Source organism: Streptomyces sp. NPDC057253 (assembly GCF_042669125.1).
In the GTDB taxonomy this organism is placed as follows: Bacteria; Actinomycetota; Actinomycetes; order Streptomycetales; family Streptomycetaceae; genus Streptomyces.
Genome location: NZ_JBHUXV010000004.1, coordinates 55,593 through 74,813, shown reverse-complemented (window position 1 = coordinate 74,813; position 19,221 = coordinate 55,593). Strand labels below are relative to the sequence as shown.

Sequence of the window (19,221 nt, the reverse complement as noted above, 5' to 3'; positions counted from 1 at the left end):
CAGGCCGCAATGCCCGGTCCGGATCCTGTCGTCCGGTCGCGTGGCCGCGCCCCGGGGCGGAGCCCACCGTGTCGAACCCCGCCCTGCCGGGTACCCGAACCGCCCGCCCGGCCCCTCGGATGCGGGCCGGCCAGGAAGGGGGCACTGATGACGCAGCACGCCGACGACGACGTCACCCGCCACGGGGGCCTCGCCGGACTGCGGCTGGCGACCGGGGACGCGGCCGGCGAGGCACTCGCCCACAGCCTGCCCGTCGACCGCAACCAGGCGATCCTGGAGGCGGCCAAGCAGGTCGGCGCGATCCTGAAACGGGAGGGACACGCCTTCGCGCTCGCGGGCAGTGTCGCCGTGTACGCCCACGGCGGCGCCCAGAACCTCCAGCACGACGTCGACTTCGCCATCCGTCCCGAGGACGCCGGGTCCGTGGCCGAGACCCTCCGCGCGGCGGGCCTCCCGGTCCGGACGCCGCCCGAGGACTGGCTTCTGAAGGCCGACTGCCTGGGACAGCAGGTCGACCTGATCTTCGAGCTGGCGCACCAGCCGGTCACCACCGAGCTGCTGGAGCGGGCCGACGAGCTCTCGGTCGACTCGGTGTTCATGCCGGTGCTGTCCCCCACCGACCTGCTGACCAGCCTGCTGTCCGCGTTCTCCGAGCACCACTGCGACTTCGGCGCCGTTCTGCCGATCGCCCGCGCGCTGCGGGAGAAGGTCGACTGGGACGCCGTACGCCGCAGCTGCGGGGACGCGCCGATGCCGGACGCGTTCTTCTACTTCCTGGAACGCCTGGAGGTCATCGAACCGAGCACCGAGGGGACAGGCAGGACCGCGAGGACACGGAGCACCGAGGAGGGTCGGCCATGACCGGGTCCGCGCCGGGACACTCCGGCGAGAACGTCGAGTACCGCGTCGCCCACTTCCGCGACCGGCTGGCCGCGGAGGAGCTGGGCGAGCTGGGGGTCCGGGCCGAGGTGCGGGCCGGGGCGGTGGTCGTCACCGGCACGGTGCCGTCCGCGCAGTGCCGGGAGACCGTGCTGCGGACCGTCCGCGAGGAGCTCGCCGGCCTCGCCGTGCACACCGACGTGGTGGTGGCTGAGACCGCCACGCCCGATCATGCGGAGGAACTGCCGTGATCCGTGTCGCCGCCGTGGGGGACATCCACATGGGACCGGAGAGCCAGGGCGTGCTGCGCCCGGCCTTCGACACCCTGCCCGACTGTGCCGATCTGCTGCTCCTGGCCGGCGACCTCACCCGGCACGGCACGCCCGAGGAGGCACGGGTGGTGGCCCAGGAGGTGCGGGGCCTGCCGGTGCCGGTCGTCGCGGTCCTCGGCAACCACGACCACCACGACGAACAGCCCGAGAAGGTGGCCGCCCTGCTGGAGGACGCGGGGGTGCGGGTGCTGGAGGGCGAGGGGACCGTCGTGGAGTGCGGCGGCGTCCGGGTCGGCGTCGCCGGGACCAAGGGGTTCGGCGGCGGGTTCGTGGGCCGCAGTGCCGGGGAGTTCGGCGAGCCGCTGATGAAGGAGTTCGTACGGTACTCACGGCGCTGTGCGGACGGACTGCGGACCGCGCTGGAGGAACTGGACCGGCAGGGCTGCGCGGCCAAGGTGGCGCTCACCCACTTCTCCCCCGTGGCCGACACCCTGGCCGGTGAGCCGCTGGAGATCTATCCGTTCCTGGGCAGCTATCTCCTGGCCGAGGCCATCGACACCGCGGGTGCCGACCTGAGCGTGCACGGACACGCCCACGCGGGCTCGGAGCACGGGATGACGGCAGGCGGGGTACGGGTGCGGAACGTGGCCCAGCCGGTGATCCGGCGGGCCTTCAACGTCTACCACCTGCACGAGAAGTGAACTGACGGCGTCTCAGCTGCGGGCCATGGCCCGGTCGTGGTGCTCCCAGGCCGCGTCCCGCAGCTCCGGCCGCAGCAGGACCTCCACCGCCGTGCAGGCGAGCGCCTCGGCGGCGGCCAGCATCACCCGGCGGCCGCGCTCGGAGCCGGCCGCGACGGCGAACTCCGGGGTGTGGTCGGAGCCGTCCTCCTCCATGATCGCCACGAAGGGGTGGATGGCGGGCACCCGTCCACTGACGTTGCCGACGTCGGAGGAGCCCAGGTAGACACCGGGTGCGGGCGGGCTCATCTCGATCCCCGTGCCCGCCAGATGGCGGGCGAACCGGGCCGAGAGCACCGAGCTGTCCCGGAAGTGCTCGTAGCGGGGCGTGGCGCGTTCCACCGTGACCGTGGTCCCCGTCGAGCGGGCCACGCCCTGGGCGCAGGTGAGCAGCTCCCCCGCCAGGTCCTCCAGGGCGCCGGTGGTCAGCGCCCGCAGCCCGAACAGGCCCTCCGCGTACTCGGGGACGATGTTGGTGGCCTTGCCGCCGTCGGTGACGATGCCCTGGACGTGCGAGCCCTCGGGCAGCCTGCGCCCCACCACGGCCAGGGTGTTGAACAGCTGGACGAGCGCGGCGAGCGCGTCGACGCCCTCGGTGGGGTTGCCGGTCGGGTGGGCGGCGCGACCGTGGAAGCCGACCCGGTACTGGGCCTGCGCGGTCAGCGGCGCCCACTGCCAGCTGTGCACGCCGGGGTGGAACATCAGGGCCGCGTCGAGGTCGTCGAAGACCCCGGCGTCGGTCTCGGCGACCTTGCCCCCGCCGCCCTCCTCGGCCGGGGTGCCGATGGCCCACACCGTGCCCGCGTCCCGGCTGAGCACCGCCCGCGCGGCGAGGGCGGCGCCGAGGCCGGCGGCGGCGATCAGATTGTGGCCGCAGGCGTGGCCGAGGCCGGGCAGGGCGTCGTACTCCAGCATCAGGGCCACCGCGGGGCGGGCCCTGGTGCCGGAGCGTGCGGTGAAGGCGGTGGGCAGGCCGGCCACGTTCCGCCGCACCTGGAACCCCGCCCATTCGAGCTCTCCGCACAGCAGCGCCGCCGCCCGGTGCTCCTCGAAGGCGTACTCCGGGTCGGAGTGCAGCATCCGCGCCATGTCCCAGAGCCGGTCGGCCCGTGCCGCCACCTCCCCGTGCACCCGCGCGAGCACCTCGTCCACGGCGTCGGTCACATCGTCCTCCCCTGGTGTCGTACGTCCCCTGGTGTCGTACGTCCGCTGGTGGCGTACGTTCGCGTCCCGGTCCGGGTTCCATCGAGCGGGCGGGCTTACACCCGGGTCACGTCACCGGCACGGGGGCGGGGGTGGTCAGGAGCGATCCGCGGGCGTCCGGGCCGGGAGTCGGGTGGTGGCCGACGAGCCCGTGACCAGGAATGAGGAGTGCGGCCCCGGGCACTCGGGTGCCGGAGGTGATGACTGTGGGACACGGAGGAAACGTCATCGACGAGCTGGTGACCGATCACCGCGAGGTCGAGGAGCTGTTCGGGAAGATCGAGGCGCTGTCGCCCGGTGAGAAGAAACGCAAGGTGTACGCCGACCAGGTCACCATGGAGCTGGTCCGGCATTCGGTGGCCGAGGAGGAGTACCTGTACCCGGCGGTGCGGGACCACCTGGTCAACGGGAACACCATGGCGGACCGGGAGATCGAGGACCACTCCAAGGCCGAGCAGCTGATGAAGGACCTGGAGGGCTGCAAGGCGGACGACCCCGAGTTCGACCGGCTCGTCGCGGAACTGATGAGCGAGGTCCGCTCGCACATCGCCGAGGAGGAGCAGACGCTCTTCCCGCAGCTGCGGGTCGCCTGCTCGGACGAGGAGCTGAACGACCTGGGCGACAAGGTGCGCCGCGCCAAGAAGATGGCGCCGACCCGCCCGCACCCCTCGGCCCCGGACACTCCTCCGGCGAACAAGCTGCTGGCTCCCGGTGCCGGGCTGGTCGACCGGATGCGGGACGCGCTGTCGGGCCGCGGCAAGGAGGACTGACGCGCACACGGCGCAGGCGGCTCAGGCTCCTCGGGCGAGGGCGGTGTTCCCTCCGGCGCGGGCCCCCATGGACGCCGCCCGTCACGGGCACCGGGCCTCGGGGACGCGCCGGTCCTTGGAGGTGCGCCAGTCCTTAAAGGTGCGCCAGTCCTTCAAGGAGCGCCAGTCCTTCAAGGAGCGCCGGTCCTTCAAGGCGCGCCGCTCCTCAGGGGCGCGCCAGTCCTTAAAGGCGCGCCAGTCCTTAAAGGCGCGCCGGCCCTCAGGGCCCCGCCCAGGCCGTCAGGCCACGGCGGCGGCCCTCACGCGATGAGCGCCTCGTCCGAGCCCAGCCGGTCCAGCAGTTGGTCCCGGTGCAGACCGGCCACCGGTGCCAGCAGGTCCGGATGTCTGAGCAGGGCCGCCGCGCGCCGGTCCGTGGCGTCGGGGGCGAGCAGGCGGCGGAACGCGGCCGGTGTGGCCGTCGTGTGCTCGCCCCCGGCCACCTCGGTGACCGCCAGTTCGGCCAGTGCGGGGTCGGTCAGCAGACAGGCCGCCCAGCTGGCCACGACCTCGTCCACCCAGGTCCGCCAGGCATGCTCCTCGGTGTCCCGGTCGCCGGTGGCGTCCGCGCCGGAGACCCAGTCGAGGCGGGCGGAGCCGCCCGGACCCGCCATGCCGAGCAGCGCGGCGTCCATAGCCGTCGGATAACGCAGCCACGCGGCGACCGTGACGGCCTGCCGGGCCTGCACCTCGCACAGCGCGGCGGCCAGCGCGCCGCCCGAGGGCGGGTAGGCGCGGTTCAGCCAGTGGGCGGTCGCCGCGATGACCGGGGAGAGATCTGCTTGCACTGCCGGGCCGTCCGAGCTGCTGGTGGCAAAGGGGTCTGGCCGAAACGGTAGCCCGCGGGCCGGGGAGGACGACATGGCTCCGATCCCGGCGGGCACGTGGTTTCGGCCACACCGCGACTCCCTTCGCGCTACAGCTCCAGCCAGAACCGGGTGCGCTCCAGCCACAGGTCCAGCAACTCCGAGTCGCCCCGCGTCTCCACGCCGGGCGCGGGGCGGGCGTAGAGGAAGAGGAGCAGGTCGGTCACCGGCCCGCGGACGCCCGCCGTGGCCGCACCGCCGCCCCGCCGCCACCGCGGCCGCTCCCCGCCGAGGTCGAGCAGCCACTCCCCCGCCCTTCCCGCGTCGAAGTGCAGGGCGCGGCCGGGTCCGAGCAGCTCGGGTACGCCCGGCAGGGGCTCGTAGGCCTCCGGGACCGTCGAGAACTCCAGCCACTCCTCCACGGCGTCCGCCGCGAGCCGCTCGTCGGCCACGAACTCCGCTCCGGTCACCAGGGCCGCGTCGGCGCGGTGCAGCAGGGTCTCGTAGGCCATGCGACGGGCCCAGAACCGGGTGGACTGCTCGATCAGCTGTTCGTCGGCGGGTGTCCACACCGGCACCCCAGGACCGGCCGCGCGGAGGGTGCCGGCCAGCGCGGCAGCCCCCTCGACGAGCCAGCCGCCGAGCGCGGAGGGGTCGAGGTCGGCGTAGGCGTCCGGGTCGTCGACCGAGCCGTCGTCGGCCGGCCGGCCGGCTCGGGTCCGTACGATCTCCTCCGCCCAGCGGTGGTCGGCGCCCACGTGCCGCAGCAGCCTGCCGAGGTCCCAGCCGGGGCAGGTGGGCACCGGGGCGGCCGGGTCCGCGCCCTCGGCGTGGCGGGCGAGCAGGTCGGTCTGGGCCACGATCACGTCGCAGTGCTCGTCGAAGGTCAACAACGCTTCCCCCATCGCTGCACGATTCGTCACCCCTGCCACCTAACCTGACTCCTTCGAGATCCACTACGGCGGGCAGGGAGACACGGGCATGCGGTTCGGGGCGGGGAGCACAGGGCGTCGGGTGGTCCAGGCGGCTTTGCTGGCGGGGGTGCTGGCGGGCTGTTCGGGGGCCGGGGAGGAGGCCGGGGACGGGGACTCCAGGAAGTCGGCGAGCCCGTCGGCGCCGGCGAAGGCGTCCGGTGCGGCCGACACGGCCGCGAGCGGCGGCGGCACGATCGGCGCCGCCGGCTCGGCGTGCGAACTGCCCGTCACCTTCGACACGGCGAAGAGCTGGAAGGCCGAGGCCGTCGAGGCGCCGCTGCGTCAGGGGCCCGTCAGCCTGGCGTGCGAGATCGACGCGAAGCCGGCGGGCAACATCGGCTTTCTGCGGGTGTGGACCGCCAAGTCCGGTGACGCTGACGCCCGGAGCGTCCTGAAGGCCTTCGTCGCGGGCGAGGACGGCGCGAGCGAGGAGAAGTACGGCACCTTCACGTCCGGCGGCCTCACCGGGGTGGAGGTGGAGTACCTCTACACCAGCGAGCTTCTGGAGGAGACGAAGAAGGAGCGCGCTCTCGCCGTCGTCACCCCGGACGGCCCCGTGGTTCTGCATCTCGGCGGGCTGGACACCGAGGAGCACGAGGAGATGCTCCCGGCGTACGACCTCGCCAAGCGCACCCTGCGTACCGCCTGAGCCGGTCAGGCCTCGGTTCCGGTGTAGAACGCGATCGTGGCGGCCGTCGTCCTGGCGGCCGTCTCCGCGTCCGCGCCGGAGGCCGCGTAGGCCTCGCCCCAGGCCTGGCCCGAACCGGTGATGAAGGCGCTCCCGTCGGGCGTGGTGTGCCAGGTCGCGGCCTCCTCCTTGCTGAGCCCGCCGCCCGCGAGGTGCAGCCGGAGCCCGTAGAGCCCGAGGTCCCAGCCGACTCCGACGGCACCGGGACCGAACTGGTCCCAGAACTCGTCCGGTACGACGGCCACGTGCTCGAGTTCGAGTACGGTGCGCTCCCCGTCCTCGGGCGTGAGGCGCACCTCGACCTCGCTGAAGCCGGGGTCGGGGCCGTACAGCCAGCTCACCCTCAGCCGCTCGGGTTCCACGCACTCGAGGATCTCGCCGCCGGCGTTGCCCTCCAGTTGGTAGCGGCCGCCGACCTTGAGTTCGCCGCTGACCGGCATGAACCAGCGCGCGATGCGTTCGGGGGAGGTCACCGCGTCCCACACGTCGGCGATCTCGGCGTCGTACGTACGGCGCAGCAGTACGGTCCGGGCCTCGCCGGACTCGACCTGCCGGGTGCCGACCCGTCGGTGCAGTCGGTTGATCTCGTCGGCGATCTCACTCACCTTGGCTCACCTCTCCTTGTCGCCTGCGCTCCCGCTTTCCGCGCGCGAGCTCTGTTCCGAGCGCGTCGAGCCGCTGTTCCCAGAACCCCCGGAAGCGCTCCAGCCAGGCGTCGACCTCCCGGAGCGGCGCGGCCTCGACGGCGTAGAGCCGCCGGTTGCCGTCGGCGCGGACGGAGGCGAAGCCGCTCTCCCGCAGCACCTTCAGATGCTGTGAGACAGCCGGCTGGGAGATCCCGAACTCGTCCCGGATCACGGCACTGACCTCGCCCGACGCCTGCTCCCCCGAGGCGAGCAGTTCCAATATCCGGCGCCTGACCGGATCCCCGAGTACGTCGAACGCGTGCACGCGACCCACTATGCCACCCATCGCTTATATAAGCCAAGCCTTAAACAGTTCTCGCGGCGGCAACACAGAAGGGCCGACGGATGTCCGGCGGCCCTCGGGCTGCTGTGCTGTCAGGGTGTGGCGGTGACGGTCATGCCGGTCTGGCCTCCGAGCGCAGCATCGGGTGGTCCGCCGTCACCTCCTCCAGCACGGAGAACGCGTCGGTCAGGGTCAGGGCGTGCGGCGCCAGCGCCGCGACGGTGGCCTCCAGCACCTCCGGCAGGTACCGGACCTGTTCGGCGGTCAGCCGCTCGTGGGCGAGCAGTTCACCACTGTGCGCGGCCACGTACCGCAGGGCGAACAGCCGGTGGAGGTGGTCGAGGAGCAGGCCCGCCTGCGGGTCGGCGGCCCGCCCGGCCGCGGCGAGGAGTTCCTCGGCGGCCAGCCGGTGCACATGGGCGTCGACCAGGGACAGTGCGGCCGCGGAGGCGCCGTTCCAGCGGTCGAGGGAGGAGCCCACCCGTTTGGCGCGCAGTCGGCCCCGGGCCCGCTCGTGACGGATGCGCTCCAGGTCGCCCATCAGGTCGTGCAGGTACTCCGGGTCGTGCAGGGTCCGTGCGGCCGGGGGTGTCTCGCTGGGCGGGCGCGGGGTGAAGCCGCCGAGCAGCAGCTCACCGGCCGCCTTGACCCAGATGACGGTGTTGTCGCCCTCCGCGGTGATGGTGCCCTCGTTGGCGGCGAGCTGCCCCGCGATCCCGTTGGAGAGCAACAGCCCCTGGGCGCCGCAGCGTTCCCGGCACTCGGTCATCACGGCCCGGGCCTGCCAGGTGATCCAGCCCTTGGCGACCGCCACCAGCCGCTCGGCGTCCTCCCGTTCGCCCTCGCCGGCCTGCGCCCACCGCCGTACGACACCGCGCTGGAGCAAGGTGGCCGCGTAGGTCGTGGCCAGGGCCTCCACGAGCGGGGCGTGGTGGGTGCGGTGGCTGAACAGCGGCACCCGCTGTCCGCTGGTCATGCCGGAGGTGACGCGCTGGTGGGCGTGGCGCACGGCGACGGCCAGGGCGTGCCGGGTCACGCCCAGGCTGTAGGCGCTCATGCACAGCTTGCCCATGGTGACGCGGCCGATGGAGCGCAGGAAGCGTTTGCGCGGGCTGCCGAGATTGGAGACGAGTTCACCGTCTGACGTCAGCCGGCCGTGGTCCCCCTGGAGGAGAGCGGTCGGCGGCAGCCGGACCCCGTGGAAGGAGGTGGCACAGTGGTCGACCGGGCTGCTGGCCGGCTGGGGCAGCAACTCCACTTCCACGCCGGGCAGATGACGTCCGTGCGCGTCGGTCAGCGGGGTCAGGAAGAGGAAGACTCCGTGGCTCTTGCCGTCGATCATCAGCCGCGCGGCCACCACGGCGTCCTTCGGGCCGCCGATCGTGGACGTGTTGGGCATCCACTTGCGCGCCCCGCGCGTCGGAGTGGTGAGCACGAATCCGCCCGTGGCCCGGTCGAGGGTCGCGGTGGTCTCCAGTTGCGGCGCGTCGTTGCCGTGCGCCTGCTCGGTGCACAGGAAGGTGCCGACGCGCTCCATGCGCAGGTAGGGCCCCAGGTCCCGGCCGTCGCTGTCGTGTTCGAGGAGACTGCCGAGGAACAGGTTGTAGTGGATGCTGGCGATCGTCGTCATGCCCGGGTCCACCACCCCGGCCCACTCGTGCAGGGCGCCGAGGGCGACCGGGTCCCGGGCCAGGGCCAGCGGATCGGGCACCGCCGCGTTCACCGAACGTAGGCGTTGATAGGAGAGTTTTATTCGCTCCTCATGCGTCAGCCCCTCCTGGTGGGCGAACACGTCGGAGCCGAACAGACGACGCCAGGGCTGGTGGATCTCGGTCTGTGCGTCGAACAGCAGGTGCCGCAGGGCGGCGGTCTCGGTCAGCGGCGGTGACGTCACGGGGAGTTGAGAGGTGATCACAGCGGCAACGTAGCCCGGGGCACCCCCTGATCACATCATGATCATCGCCACGATTGAACACCCGCGTGTGGTGGTAGTTACCCCTTAAACGGCCTCTCTAATACCACAAGTCCCCATCCACACAAGGATGATTCCCCTGCGGGGCGGGACTCTACGCCCCGCTCTTCCGGTCGGCTCATCCCCCCTGCCCCTTCGGCGTGTCGGGGTGTTTCGTACCCACCGCGGCGGGTGAACACGACGTGTGTTTCTCGTCGACGGCTCAACGGCCGGTTTGGTTCCCTCGGTTGGTCACCAGCCGCTGACACGGGGCCAGTCGGCCAGGATCGCGGGCGCGTCGCCGGCCGTACGGCCGCTGTCGACGACGTGGTAGCCGTGGTGCTGGGCGGCGGTGGCGCAGGCGTGGTTGGGCAGGATGCGCAGCCGCGTCCCGATGGGCAGGTCGGGCAGGCGGGCGCCCTCGCGGGCGGTGAGGGTGCCGTGCTCCTGGCTCGCCGCCGTCATGACCAGGCCCGGGACGAGGTTCCCGGCGAGGTCGGCGACCAGCCCGTAGCCCTGGTCCTGCGCCTGGGCGGCGGTGCCGCGGTCGCGGGACATGGCCGTCCAGCCGCCGTCGGTGACGATCCAGCCGTACTCGGGGCGGTGGCCGATCACCGTGACGACGACCGACAGGGCGAGGTCGTCGAGGGCGCAGACGCCGAGGCCGGCCATCACCAGGTCGAAGAACACGTAGTTCCCCGCACGCAGTTCGGTGACTCCGGTGAGGTCCTCGGCGGCGTGGGCGGTGGGCGTGGAGCCGACACTGACGGTGGCCACCGGCAGGCCGGCCGACCGCAGTCGCTCGGCGGCGGCGACGGCGCTGTCCCGTTCGGCGCGCGCGGCCCGTCGCCGCTCCTCGGCGGTCGGAGCGAAGTACGACTCGCCGGCGTGGGTCAACACGCCGTCCAGGCACCCCGCTTCGTGCAGGACGCGGCCGATCCCGACGAGTCCGGGGGCGTCGGGTCTGAGGCCGCCGCGATGGCCGTCGCAGTCGATCTCGATCTGGGCCGGCACCTCGATCCCGGCCCGGCGGGACGCGTCGGCGACGAACTCCGCCTGTTCCGTGCTGTCCAGGAGGACGCGCAGGGTCACTCCGCGCCGCAACAGGGCGAGGACGCGCGGGAGTTTGTGGGGGTCGATGCCGACGGCGTAGGTGATGTCGGCGTAGCCGCCCTCGGCGAACGCCTCCGCCTCGGCCAGCGTGGAGACGGTGACCGGGCAGGGCCGCGCGCCCTCGTGCAGCAGGGCGGCGACGTCGAGGCTCTTGGCCGTCTTCACGTGCGGGCGCAGGGCCACGCCCAGCCGCTCGGCCCTGGCGGCCAGACGCCCGATGTTGCGGCGGGTCCGGTGGAGGTCGACGACCGCGAAGGGGGTGTCGGGGTCGGCCAGGGTGCGCGCGGGGGCTCCCACGGGGTGGGTCATGGCAGTCACGGGGAGAGGTCCGTCCTCACAAAGGGGCCATCACTTGCTGTAGTTGTAGACGGTCGCCCGGGACACACCGAGCAGGTCCGCGATGGTCTGGGCGGCGTCGCGGGAGTCGAAGTAGCCGTCCCGGTGCAACCGCCGTACCAGCGCCTTCTTGTCCGGCCGGCTCAGCGAGCGGGGCGTGGCCGCACGCTCGGCCGCCAACTCCTCGACCGCCTGCCGCAGTTCGCGTGTGGTGCGGTCCCGCAGGGTCTCCAGGGGCTGTTCCCGGTGGTCGGTGTCGGTGGCCACGAGGTTCGACAGGGCCAGGGTCACCGGCGACAGGACCGACACGTCGAGATTGAGACACAGGGCCGCGATGTACTCCCCGGCGGCGTTCTTGATCCCGATGGAGGTGCTCTTGGCCGGACGGCCGTCGGGGAAGCGGTTGGGGTAGTTCTGGAGGACGCTCGGGTACTCCGGGTCGGCGATCCGGGCCAGGCCCAGCTCGGTCGCGGAGTCCCCGACCCGGCGGCCGGAGAGGTTGTTCTCGATCGCCCGGACCGCGTGCCGCGGGTCGCGCAGGTCGTGCAGCACCACCTCGCACAACCCGGGGAACATACGCCCGAGCGCCACGGCGATCTTCTCGGCCTCACCGATGAGGTGCTCGTCCGCACCGTCCACGACGCCTTCCACGGCAGCGCACCGCCCCACGTGACTCGATTGGACTCATTGTCCAGAACTAGACATTCACCCTAAGAGTCTCACCGACAGTTGTCCAGTGGGGTGATCGAGGTATACATATGGGCCGCCCGGGTGCGGGCCGGTGACCTGGTGGCGCATTCTTGCTGTGTCGCCCGCAGGACGGCGCACGGACGAGGTAGGGCCGATGACTGGGAGCGTCAAGGACGCACACCCCACGGCCGGGCGGCTGGCGGCGCTGCTGATCGACGCTTCGACAGAGGCGATCAGTGCGGCCGGCGGCCACGCCGGAGGGGTCTATCTGCGCTCCCGCACGCCCGGACTGCTCAGGCTCTCCGTCCTGTCGGGCCTTCCCGGCCCCCTCTTCCGGCCCTGGTGGCGGCTGCACGTCGACCGGCCCTTCCCCGTCGCGGACGCCTACCGGCTGGGCGTCCAGGTGCTCCTGCCGAACGCCACCGAGACCATGCGCCGCTACCCCCAGTTCGCGGCGGGCCTGCCCTTCCAGTTCGGCTCGCTCTACGTACCGGTCGTCAGCGGTTCGACGACCTACGGCGTGCTGACCGTGCTGCGCCCGGCCGTCACCGACGCCGCCGACCTGGTCTCCGAGCGCGACCGCGTCGTACGGCTGGCCCAGGAGCTGGCCGCGGCGCTGCGCGCCCTGGAGGAGGAGGACCCCGATCAGGTCGCCTGGGACGGCGAGCCCATGTACCTTCGGCCGCCCACCGCTTCCACGTCCGTGGGGCGGGTCGGCCGCTTCGTCTGGGACCCGACGACCACCGCCATCACCCTCGACGAGGATCTGCACACCCTCCTGGGCGTGCCGCCCAGCGAGTTCCCCGGCACCGTCGAGGCCTTCGCCGACGCCGTGGCCCCCAGCGACGCGCACCGCATCCTGGGCACCCTGCGCGACACCGCCGCGGGTCGCCCGCCCGCGCTGCCCCTGTACCTGCGGGACGAGGACGGCGCGCTGCGTCTGCTGGACCTGTGGCAGGCCTACGAGCCGCCCGCCGCGCCCTCCGTCCGGGGCGTGGTCGTGGCACCGGGTCCCGCCCCCACGGCCGACTCGGCGGCGGACCTGCTGCCCGACGGCGTGTTCTGCCTCGACCGGCTGGGCCTCGTCGTCTACGCCAATCCACGCGCCGCCCAGCTCCTGGGCCGGCCCCGCACCGAGCTCGTCGGCCGCGACCTGTGGGAGGCCGTGCCCTGGCTGAGCCGCCCCGACTTCGAGGACCACCTGCGCGCGGCCCTCCTGGCCCCGGACCCGGTCCACTTCCACCTCGAACGGCCGCCGGTGCGGGAGGGCGAGCCGGAACCGGCGGCTCGGGAGACCGGGCCTGCGACCTCCGCCGGGGGTACGGGACGGCGGCTGCCCGCTGCGGGCGCCGGGCCTGGGCCGCGGAACGGGGACGCCGGTCACGAGACCTCGGCCCTGGAGACCGAGCGGCAGAAATCCACCCTGGACACCGAACCGCAGCCGTCCGGCGCCGACACCGAACCGCAGCCGTCCGGCGCCGACACCGAGCCGCAGCCGTCCGGCGCCGACACCGACCCGCCGTCCGCAGCGCCGGCTCGCGACGGGCGACAGCCCACCGAGGACGCGCTTGCCGAACACTCCCGTGTCCAGGACACGCCCGCCCCGGACACCGAGTCGCTCGCGCCGTCGTCCCGCTCCCTGGGCGGGCCGTCACCGCATCGCACCGAGCCCGTCGCGCAGCCGTACGAAGGCGACTGGCTGGCGTTGTCCATCTACCCCGGTCCCGACCGGCTGACCTGCACGGTGCGGCCCGCGAGCGGGGTGGCGGACAGTCCTGCCGGGGGCGGCGACGCGGCCGAGGCCGGCGGGAGCCCGCTCGCGCCCCTGTACCGGCCGATCGCCCTCGCCATCGCGCTGAACGAGGCCGTCACCGCCCGGCAGGTGTCCGCCGTCGTGATGCGCGAGCTGCTGCCCGCGTTCGGCGGCCGCAGACTCGCGATCTATCTGCTCCAGGACCGTCATCTGTACCTGGAGTGGGAGACCGGCTTCCCCAAGGGCTTCCTCGCCCCCTTCGACGGCGTGGGACTGGAGACCCGCCTGCCCGGGGTCGAGACCCTCACCAGCGGCCGGCCGATGTTCTTCGACTCGATGGAACAGCTGACGGCCGCCTACCCCGGGATCGCGCTGGACGCCACCGAGGGCGCCCGGGCCTTCCTGCCCCTGATCGCCTCCGGCCGGGCCGTCGGTTCCTGCATCCTCGGCTTCGACCGGCCCCGCAGCTTCTCCACCGAGGAGCGCACGGTCCTCACCGCGCTGGCCGGCCTCATCGCCCACGCCATGGAGAAGGCGCAGCGCTACGAGTCGGAGACCGCGCTCGCCCGTGGACTCCAGCAGGTGCTCCTGCCCCGCCGGCTGGCGGCGCACCCGCTGCTGGAGACCACGGGCCGCTATCTGCCGGGCACCGCGGGGATGGACGTCGGCGGGGACTGGTACGACGTGGTCGAGTCCGGCGGCGGGCTCGCCCTGGTCATCGGGGACGTCCAGGGGCACGGGGTGCAGGCGGCGGCCACCATGGGCCAGTTGCGCAGCGCGGTCCGGGCGTTCGCGCTCGGCGACCGGCCGCCGGACGAGGTCGTGAGCAGCACCAACCACCTCCTCATCGACCTCGACCCGGGACTCTTCGCGAGCTGCTGCTACATCCGCCTCGACCCCGCCACCGGGCTGGCCCGGGCGGCCCGCGCGGGCCATCCGCCGCCGCTGCTGCGCCGCCCCGACGGCCGTACCCAGGTCCTGGACCTGCCCGGCGGAGTGGTGCTCGGCGTGGATCCGCGGGCCCGCTACCCGGTCACCGAGTTCCAGGTGGACCCCGGCGCGGTCCTCGCGCTGTACACGGACGGGCTGGTGGAGCGGCCCGGCTACGACATCGACGAGGGGATCACCGCGCTGCGGGTCGCCCTGGCGAAGGCCGGCGCACCCGCCGCCCGCTTGGGCCAGCGGTACCTCGCGGGCGTGGCGGACCGCCTCACCGCGACCGCCCGGCACTCCCCGGACCGCCCGGACGACATCGCACTGCTCCTGGCGACCCGGCGGGCAACACCCTCGCGGGGGTCGTCACACTGAGTACGCGGCACCTCGGCCCCGGACCCACCCAGTACGCACGCCACCTCCGCCCAGTTCCCACCCGGTACGCCCCCGCCTCCGCCCAGTTCCCACCCGGTACGCCCCCACCTCCGCCCAGTTCGCGCGGCACCTCGACCGAGCCCCACCAAGTGCCCACCCGGCACCCTCCTCCAGACCCCACCAACGGCACCCGACACACCTCCCCCAAGCCGCCCCGAGTGCACTCCGTGGAGGCTCTGTCGCTGTTCTGTCACACCATGTGACGCCCCTCGCCTCCCGCGGCGCGGCAGTGTAGACATGGGCACATGGTCCGACTCCCGGGCCGTTCCGGGGGCGGGTCGGCCCGTCGCCCCGGCGGCCCCCGCCCACCCCAGACACCCGACCGCACTCCCGACCAGCACGAGAGTCCGGCACGGGGCAGTTCGCCGACCCGGGTGGAGCGCGACGGAGCCCGGAGCGAGCGGGGCCCGGGGCCGTTGCGGGCGGCCCTCGGCGGACGCAGCGTGGCCGGACAGGTGTTCGTCCTGCAAGTGGTGATCGTGCTGCTGCTGGTCGTGGCCGCGGTGGTCGCACTGGTGCTCCAGGTGCGGCACGACAGCACCGTGGAGGCCCGCAACCGTTCCGTCGCCGTGGCACAGGCCTTCGCCAACGCGCCGGGCACCCTGGAGGCCCTCCAGAGCCCCGATCCCACGGCGGTGCTCCAGCCGCGGGCCGAGGCGGCCCGCCGGGCGACGGACGTGGACTTCATCGTCGTCATGGACACCGACGGGGTCCGCTACACCCACCCCAAGCCGGACCGCATCGGCAAGAAGTTCGTCGGGAACATCGGCCCCGCGCTGGCCGGGCGCGTGGTCACCGAGGACATCACCGGCACCATCGGCCCGCTCGTGCAGGCCGTCGTCCCGATCAAGGACGCCGACGGCAAGGTCGTGGGCCTGGTCTCCGCAGGCATCACCACCGCCAAGGTGGGCGGCACCGCCGACGAGCAGCTGCCGCTGCTCCTCATGGCCGCCGCCGTCGGCCTCGCCCTCGCCACGGCCGGCACCGCCCTGGTCAGCAGACGGCTGCTGCGCCAGACGCACGGCCTCGGTCCGCACGAGATGACCCGCATGTACGAGCACCACGACGCGGTGCTCCACGCCGTGCGCGAGGGCGTCCTGATCGTCGACGGCGAGGGCCGGCTGCTGCTCGCCAACGACGAGGCCCATCGGCTGCTCGACCTGCCCGCCGACGCCGAGGGCCGGCACGTCCTCGACCTCGCGCTCCCCGCCGACATCGCCGGGCTGCTGGCCTCCGGGCGGGTCGCCACCGACGAGGTGCACCGGGTCAAGGACCGGCTCCTCGCGGTCAACCAGCGGCCCACCGACATCCAGGGCGGCCCGCCCGGCAGCGTCGCCACCCTGCGCGACTCCACCGAGCTGCGCGCCCTGTCCGGGCGCGCCGAGGTCGCCCGCGAGCGCCTGGACATGCTGTACGACGCCACCGTGGGCATCGGCACCAGCCTGGACGTCACCCGCACCGCCGAGGAACTCGCCGAGCTCGTCGTGCCGCGGTTCGCGGACTTCGCCACCGTCGACCTGTTCGACGAGGTGCTCAGCGGCGGGCAGCCGGAGGCGGCGACCACCCTGCGCCGCGTCGCGCTCAGCGGCATCCGCGAGGACGCCCCGCTGTACAAGGTCGGCGAGCGCATCCCCCTGGTCGACTCCGCTCCCCAGGCCCGCGGCATCAGCACCGGCAAGGCCGTCCTGGAGCCGCGGCTCGCCGAGGCCACCGGGTGGCACGCGCAGGACCCGGAGCGCTCCGCCCACGTCACGGAGTACGGCATCCACTCGCTGATCGCCGTCCCCCTGCGGGCCGGCAACCTCGTCCTCGGCACGGTCAGCTTCTGGCGCTCGGAGAAGCCGGAGCCCTTCGACACCGAGGAGGTCGCCCTCGCCGAGGAGCTCGTCACCCGGGCCGCGGTCTCCATCGACAACGCCCGCCGCTACACCCGCGAGCACACCATGGCGGTGACGCTCCAGCGCAGTCTGCTGCCGCGCCGGCTGCCCGAGCAGGACGCCCTGGACATCGCCTACAAGTACCTGCCCGCGCAGGCGGGCGTGGGCGGCGACTGGTTCGACGTGCTGCCGCTGTCCGGTGCCCGGGTCGCGCTCGTGGTCGGCGACGTCGTGGGACACGGGCTGCACGCGGCGGCCACCATGGGCCGGCTGCGCACGGCGGTGCACAACTTCTCCGCCCTCGATCTGCCGCCCGACGAACTGCTGGCCCTGCTGGACGAGTTGGTGGCCCGGATCGACCAGGACGAGGCGGAGGAGAGCGGCAACTCCCCGGTGACCGGCGCGACCTGCCTGTACGCGGTCTACGACCCGGTCTCCCGGCGGTGCACGATCGCCCGCGCGGGCCATCCGCCGCCCGCCCTGATCCACCCCGACGGCACCGTCGAGTACCCCGACGTGCCCGCCGGTCCGCCGCTCGGCCTCGGCGGCCTGCCGTTCGAGACGGCGGACCTGGAACTCGCCGAGGGCAGCCGTCTGGTGCTCTACACGGACGGGCTCGTGGAGGACCGGGAGCGGGACATCGACGTGGGCCTGGAGCTGCTGCGCGCCGCGCTGGAGCAGGCCGGTCCCTCCCCCGAGGACACCTGCCGGGCCGTGCTGGACGCCCGCCCGCCGTCCCGGGCCATCGACGACATCGCCCTGATCGTGGCCCGCACCCGGGCGCTCGGCGCCGACCGGATCGCCGAGTGGCAGGTCCCCGCCGACCCGGCCGCCGTGTCGGACGTGCGGGCGGCGGTGTCGCGGCAGCTGTCCCTGTGGGGTCTGGACGAACTCGCCTTCACCACGGAGCTGATCCTGAGCGAGCTCGTCACCAACGCGATCCGCTACGGCGGCGACCCCATCCGGGTACGAGTGCTCTTCGACCGCGCCCTGATCTGCGAGGTCTTCGACAGCAGCAGCACCTCACCGCATCTGCGGTACGCGGCGATGACCGACGAGGGCGGCCGCGGGCTCTTCCTCGTGGCCCAGCTCAGCGAGCGCTGGGGCACCCGGTACACCCCGGCGGGCAAGGTCATCTGGGCGGAACAGCCGCTGCCGTAGCCCTCCTTGATCCCTTTGCCCACCCATAAGCCGACCTTATGAGCCCATAGATCGGACCCCCGTACCGACTTAGGCTTGCCTTAGCTTAGGCTTCCCTGGAGTTGATCTGTCACCGCTCGAAGGGAACCTGATCATGCCCCGCCCCCTGCGGGTAGCCATCGTCGGAGCCGGCCCCGCCGGGATCTACGCGGCCGACGCGCTGCTCAAGTCCGATGTGGCCGCCGAACCCGGTGTCTCCATCGACCTCTTCGAGCGGATGCCGGCCCCGTTCGGACTGATCCGTTACGGCGTGGCCCCGGACCACCCCCGGATCAAGGGCATCATCACGGCCCTGCACCAGGTGCTCGACAAGCCGCAGATCCGCCTCTTCGGCAACGTCGACTACCCGACCGACATCAGCCTGGACGACCTGCGCGCCTTCTACGACGCGGTGATCTTCTCCACGGGTGCGACGGCCGACCGTGAGCTGCGCATACCGGGCATCGAGCTCGACGGCTCGTACGGCGCCGCCGACTTCGTCTCCTGGTACGACGGCCACCCCGACGTGCCGCGCACCTGGCCCCTTCAGGCCGAGAAGGTCGCGGTCCTCGGCGTCGGCAACGTCGCCCTGGACGTGGCCCGCATCCTCGCCAAGACGGCCGACGAGCTCCTGCCGACGGAGATCCCGCCGAACGTGTACGAGGGCCTGAAGGCCAACAAGGCGCTGGAGGTGCACGTCTTCGGCCGCCGCGGCCCGGCGCAGGCGAAGTTCTCCCCCATGGAGCTCCGCGAGCTGGACCACTCCCCCACCATCGAGGTCATCGTCGACCCGGAGGACATCGACTACGACGAGGGCTCGATCGAGACCCGGCGCGGCAACAAGCAGGCCGACATGGTCGCCAAGACCCTGGAGAACTGGGCGATCCGCGACGTCGGCGACCGTCCGCACAAGCTGTTCCTGCACTTCTTCGAGTCGCCCACCGAGATCCTCGGCGAGGACGGCAAGGTCGTGGGCCTGCGCACCGAGCGCACCGCCCTGGACGGCACCGGCAACGTCAAGGGCACCGGCGAGTTCAAGGACTGGGACGTCAGCGCCGTCTACCGCGCGGTCGGCTACCTCTCCGACAAGCTCCCCAAGCTGCCCTGGGACATCGACTCGGGCACGGTCCCGGACGAGGGCGGCCGGGTCATGCAGGAGAGCGGCGAGCACCTGAGGTCGACGTACGTCACCGGCTGGATCCGGCGCGGTCCGGTGGGCCTGATCGGCCACACCAAGGGCGACGCCAACGAGACGGTGGCCAACCTCCTGGACGACTTCGCGAACGACCGTCTCCAGACGCCCGGTTCACCCGAGCCGGAGGCCGTGGACGCGTTCCTGGCCGAGCGCAACGTTCGCTTCACCACCTGGGAGGGCTGGTACAAGCTGGACGCCGCCGAGAAGGCGCTGGGCGAGCCGCAGGGCCGTGAGCGGGTGAAGCTCGTCGAGCGCGAGGACATGCTGCGGGAGAGCGGCGCGTGAGCTGACCCGCGGGGAAGCGACCGGACGCCGGTCGTGCCGCAGCCTGTCGAAGGCGCGGTACGACCGGCGTCGCGTCGTTCACGGAACCCGCGGGAGCGCCCGGTCGTTCCTTCCCTGCCTGTACGGCCGTGCGG

At 72.9% G+C, this 19,221-nt stretch carries 16 protein-coding genes; 8 read left to right on the top strand and 8 right to left on the bottom strand.

The genetic code is table 11. The features are described 5' to 3' along the window. The first annotated feature begins 147 nt into the window (after positions 1-147). From ACFULQ_RS03425 to ACFULQ_RS03415, 3 genes are read left to right on the top strand one after another with little or no spacing between them, the layout of a single operon-like run. Entirely contained in the window at positions 148-861 is a 714-nt protein-coding gene (locus tag ACFULQ_RS03425; protein ID WP_383537494.1) for a hypothetical protein, read from the top strand. Next, complete coding sequence (locus tag ACFULQ_RS03420) at positions 858-1,130, top strand: BON domain-containing protein (RefSeq protein WP_383537492.1); 273 nt, start codon at positions 858-860, stop codon at positions 1,128-1,130. Before ACFULQ_RS03425 ends, ACFULQ_RS03420 begins: the two co-directional genes overlap by 4 nt. Beyond that, the gene (locus tag ACFULQ_RS03415; RefSeq protein ID WP_383537489.1) at positions 1,127-1,852 is read left to right on the top strand and encodes a metallophosphoesterase; all 726 of its coding nucleotides are present in this window, start codon (positions 1,127-1,129) and stop codon (positions 1,850-1,852) included. The genes ACFULQ_RS03420 and ACFULQ_RS03415 overlap by 4 nt, the downstream gene beginning before the upstream one ends. A gap of 12 nt (positions 1,853-1,864) precedes the next feature. On the opposite strand, the gene ACFULQ_RS03410 is transcribed toward ACFULQ_RS03415, so the two are convergent. After that, the gene (locus tag ACFULQ_RS03410; protein ID WP_383537487.1) at positions 1,865-3,055 is read right to left on the bottom strand and encodes an amidohydrolase; all 1,191 of its coding nucleotides are present in this window, start codon (positions 3,053-3,055) and stop codon (positions 1,865-1,867) included. A gap of 245 nt (positions 3,056-3,300) precedes the next feature. Here ACFULQ_RS03410 and ACFULQ_RS03405 point away from each other — a divergent pair, with 245 nt between their 5' ends. After that, positions 3,301-3,864 (top strand): hemerythrin domain-containing protein, encoded by a 564-nt coding sequence (locus ACFULQ_RS03405; protein ID WP_383537485.1) that lies wholly within the window; start codon positions 3,301-3,303, stop codon positions 3,862-3,864. Between the two features lie 299 nt (positions 3,865-4,163). Here ACFULQ_RS03405 and ACFULQ_RS03400 read toward each other — a convergent pair whose 3' ends face one another. Together ACFULQ_RS03400 and ACFULQ_RS03395 are read right to left on the bottom strand one after the other, a co-directional pair. Beyond that, complete coding sequence (locus ACFULQ_RS03400; protein WP_383537482.1) at positions 4,164-4,691, bottom strand: hypothetical protein; 528 nt, start codon at positions 4,689-4,691, stop codon at positions 4,164-4,166. A gap of 128 nt (positions 4,692-4,819) precedes the next feature. Continuing rightward, positions 4,820-5,614 (bottom strand): maleylpyruvate isomerase family mycothiol-dependent enzyme, encoded by a 795-nt coding sequence (locus ACFULQ_RS03395; RefSeq protein WP_383537479.1) that lies wholly within the window; start codon positions 5,612-5,614, stop codon positions 4,820-4,822. Between the two features lie 76 nt (positions 5,615-5,690). Between ACFULQ_RS03395 and ACFULQ_RS03390 the strand changes: the two genes are divergently transcribed. Next, complete coding sequence (locus tag ACFULQ_RS03390; protein ID WP_383537477.1) at positions 5,691-6,332, top strand: lipoprotein; 642 nt, start codon at positions 5,691-5,693, stop codon at positions 6,330-6,332. A gap of 5 nt (positions 6,333-6,337) precedes the next feature. On the opposite strand, the gene ACFULQ_RS03385 is transcribed toward ACFULQ_RS03390, so the two are convergent. The 5 genes from ACFULQ_RS03385 to ACFULQ_RS03365 form a co-directional block, all read right to left on the bottom strand. Then, positions 6,338-6,976 carry an SRPBCC family protein gene (locus tag ACFULQ_RS03385; protein ID WP_383537474.1) on the bottom strand — a complete coding sequence of 213 codons (639 nt, stop codon included), beginning with the start codon at positions 6,974-6,976 and terminating at the stop codon, positions 6,338-6,340. Next, a complete protein-coding gene (locus ACFULQ_RS03380; RefSeq protein ID WP_383537723.1) occupies positions 6,969-7,331 on the bottom strand; it encodes an ArsR/SmtB family transcription factor in 363 nt (120 codons plus the stop codon). The genes ACFULQ_RS03385 and ACFULQ_RS03380 overlap by 8 nt, the downstream gene beginning before the upstream one ends. 121 nt (positions 7,332-7,452) lie before the next feature. Then, a complete protein-coding gene (locus tag ACFULQ_RS03375) occupies positions 7,453-9,255 on the bottom strand; it encodes an acyl-CoA dehydrogenase (RefSeq protein ID WP_383537471.1) in 1,803 nt (600 codons plus the stop codon). Positions 9,256-9,543: 288 nt separating this feature from the next. After that, on the bottom strand, positions 9,544-10,713 hold the full coding sequence (locus tag ACFULQ_RS03370) for an alanine racemase (RefSeq protein ID WP_383537469.1): 1,170 nt from the start codon (positions 10,711-10,713) through the stop codon (positions 9,544-9,546). 39 nt (positions 10,714-10,752) lie between these two features. Further along, a complete protein-coding gene (locus tag ACFULQ_RS03365) occupies positions 10,753-11,379 on the bottom strand; it encodes a transcriptional regulator (RefSeq protein ID WP_383537466.1) in 627 nt (208 codons plus the stop codon). A 205-nt stretch (positions 11,380-11,584) separates the two neighbouring features. Here ACFULQ_RS03365 and ACFULQ_RS03360 point away from each other — a divergent pair, with 205 nt between their 5' ends. The 3 genes from ACFULQ_RS03360 to ACFULQ_RS03350 all read left to right on the top strand — a co-directional run bounded on the left by ACFULQ_RS03360 (position 11,585) and on the right by ACFULQ_RS03350 (position 19,087). Next, positions 11,585-14,491 carry a SpoIIE family protein phosphatase gene (locus ACFULQ_RS03360; RefSeq protein ID WP_383537464.1) on the top strand — a complete coding sequence of 969 codons (2,907 nt, stop codon included), beginning with the start codon at positions 11,585-11,587 and terminating at the stop codon, positions 14,489-14,491. A gap of 305 nt (positions 14,492-14,796) precedes the next feature. Next, entirely contained in the window at positions 14,797-17,589 is a 2,793-nt protein-coding gene (locus ACFULQ_RS03355) for a SpoIIE family protein phosphatase (RefSeq protein WP_383537461.1), read from the top strand. A 133-nt stretch (positions 17,590-17,722) separates the two neighbouring features. After that, a complete protein-coding gene (locus ACFULQ_RS03350; protein ID WP_383537459.1) occupies positions 17,723-19,087 on the top strand; it encodes an FAD-dependent oxidoreductase in 1,365 nt (454 codons plus the stop codon). Positions 19,088-19,221: the final 134 nt, after the last annotated feature.

Excerpts from the sequence above, each read along its gene's own strand:
- ACFULQ_RS03425 (WP_383537494.1), top strand. The coding sequence starts at position 148 with ATGACGCAGCACGCCGACGACGACGTCACCCGCCACGGGGGCCTCGCC.
- ACFULQ_RS03420 (WP_383537492.1), top strand. The coding sequence starts at position 858 with ATGACCGGGTCCGCGCCGGGACACTCCGGCGAGAACGTCGAGTACCGC.
- ACFULQ_RS03395 (WP_383537479.1), bottom strand. The coding sequence starts at position 5,614 with ATGGGGGAAGCGTTGTTGACCTTCGACGAGCACTGCGACGTGATCGTG.
- ACFULQ_RS03390 (WP_383537477.1), top strand. The coding sequence starts at position 5,691 with ATGCGGTTCGGGGCGGGGAGCACAGGGCGTCGGGTGGTCCAGGCGGCT.
- ACFULQ_RS03370 (WP_383537469.1), bottom strand. The coding sequence starts at position 10,713 with ATGACCCACCCCGTGGGAGCCCCCGCGCGCACCCTGGCCGACCCCGAC.
- ACFULQ_RS03360 (WP_383537464.1), top strand. The coding sequence starts at position 11,585 with ATGACTGGGAGCGTCAAGGACGCACACCCCACGGCCGGGCGGCTGGCG.
- ACFULQ_RS03355 (WP_383537461.1), top strand. The coding sequence starts at position 14,797 with ATGGTCCGACTCCCGGGCCGTTCCGGGGGCGGGTCGGCCCGTCGCCCC.
- ACFULQ_RS03350 (WP_383537459.1), top strand. The coding sequence starts at position 17,723 with ATGCCCCGCCCCCTGCGGGTAGCCATCGTCGGAGCCGGCCCCGCCGGG.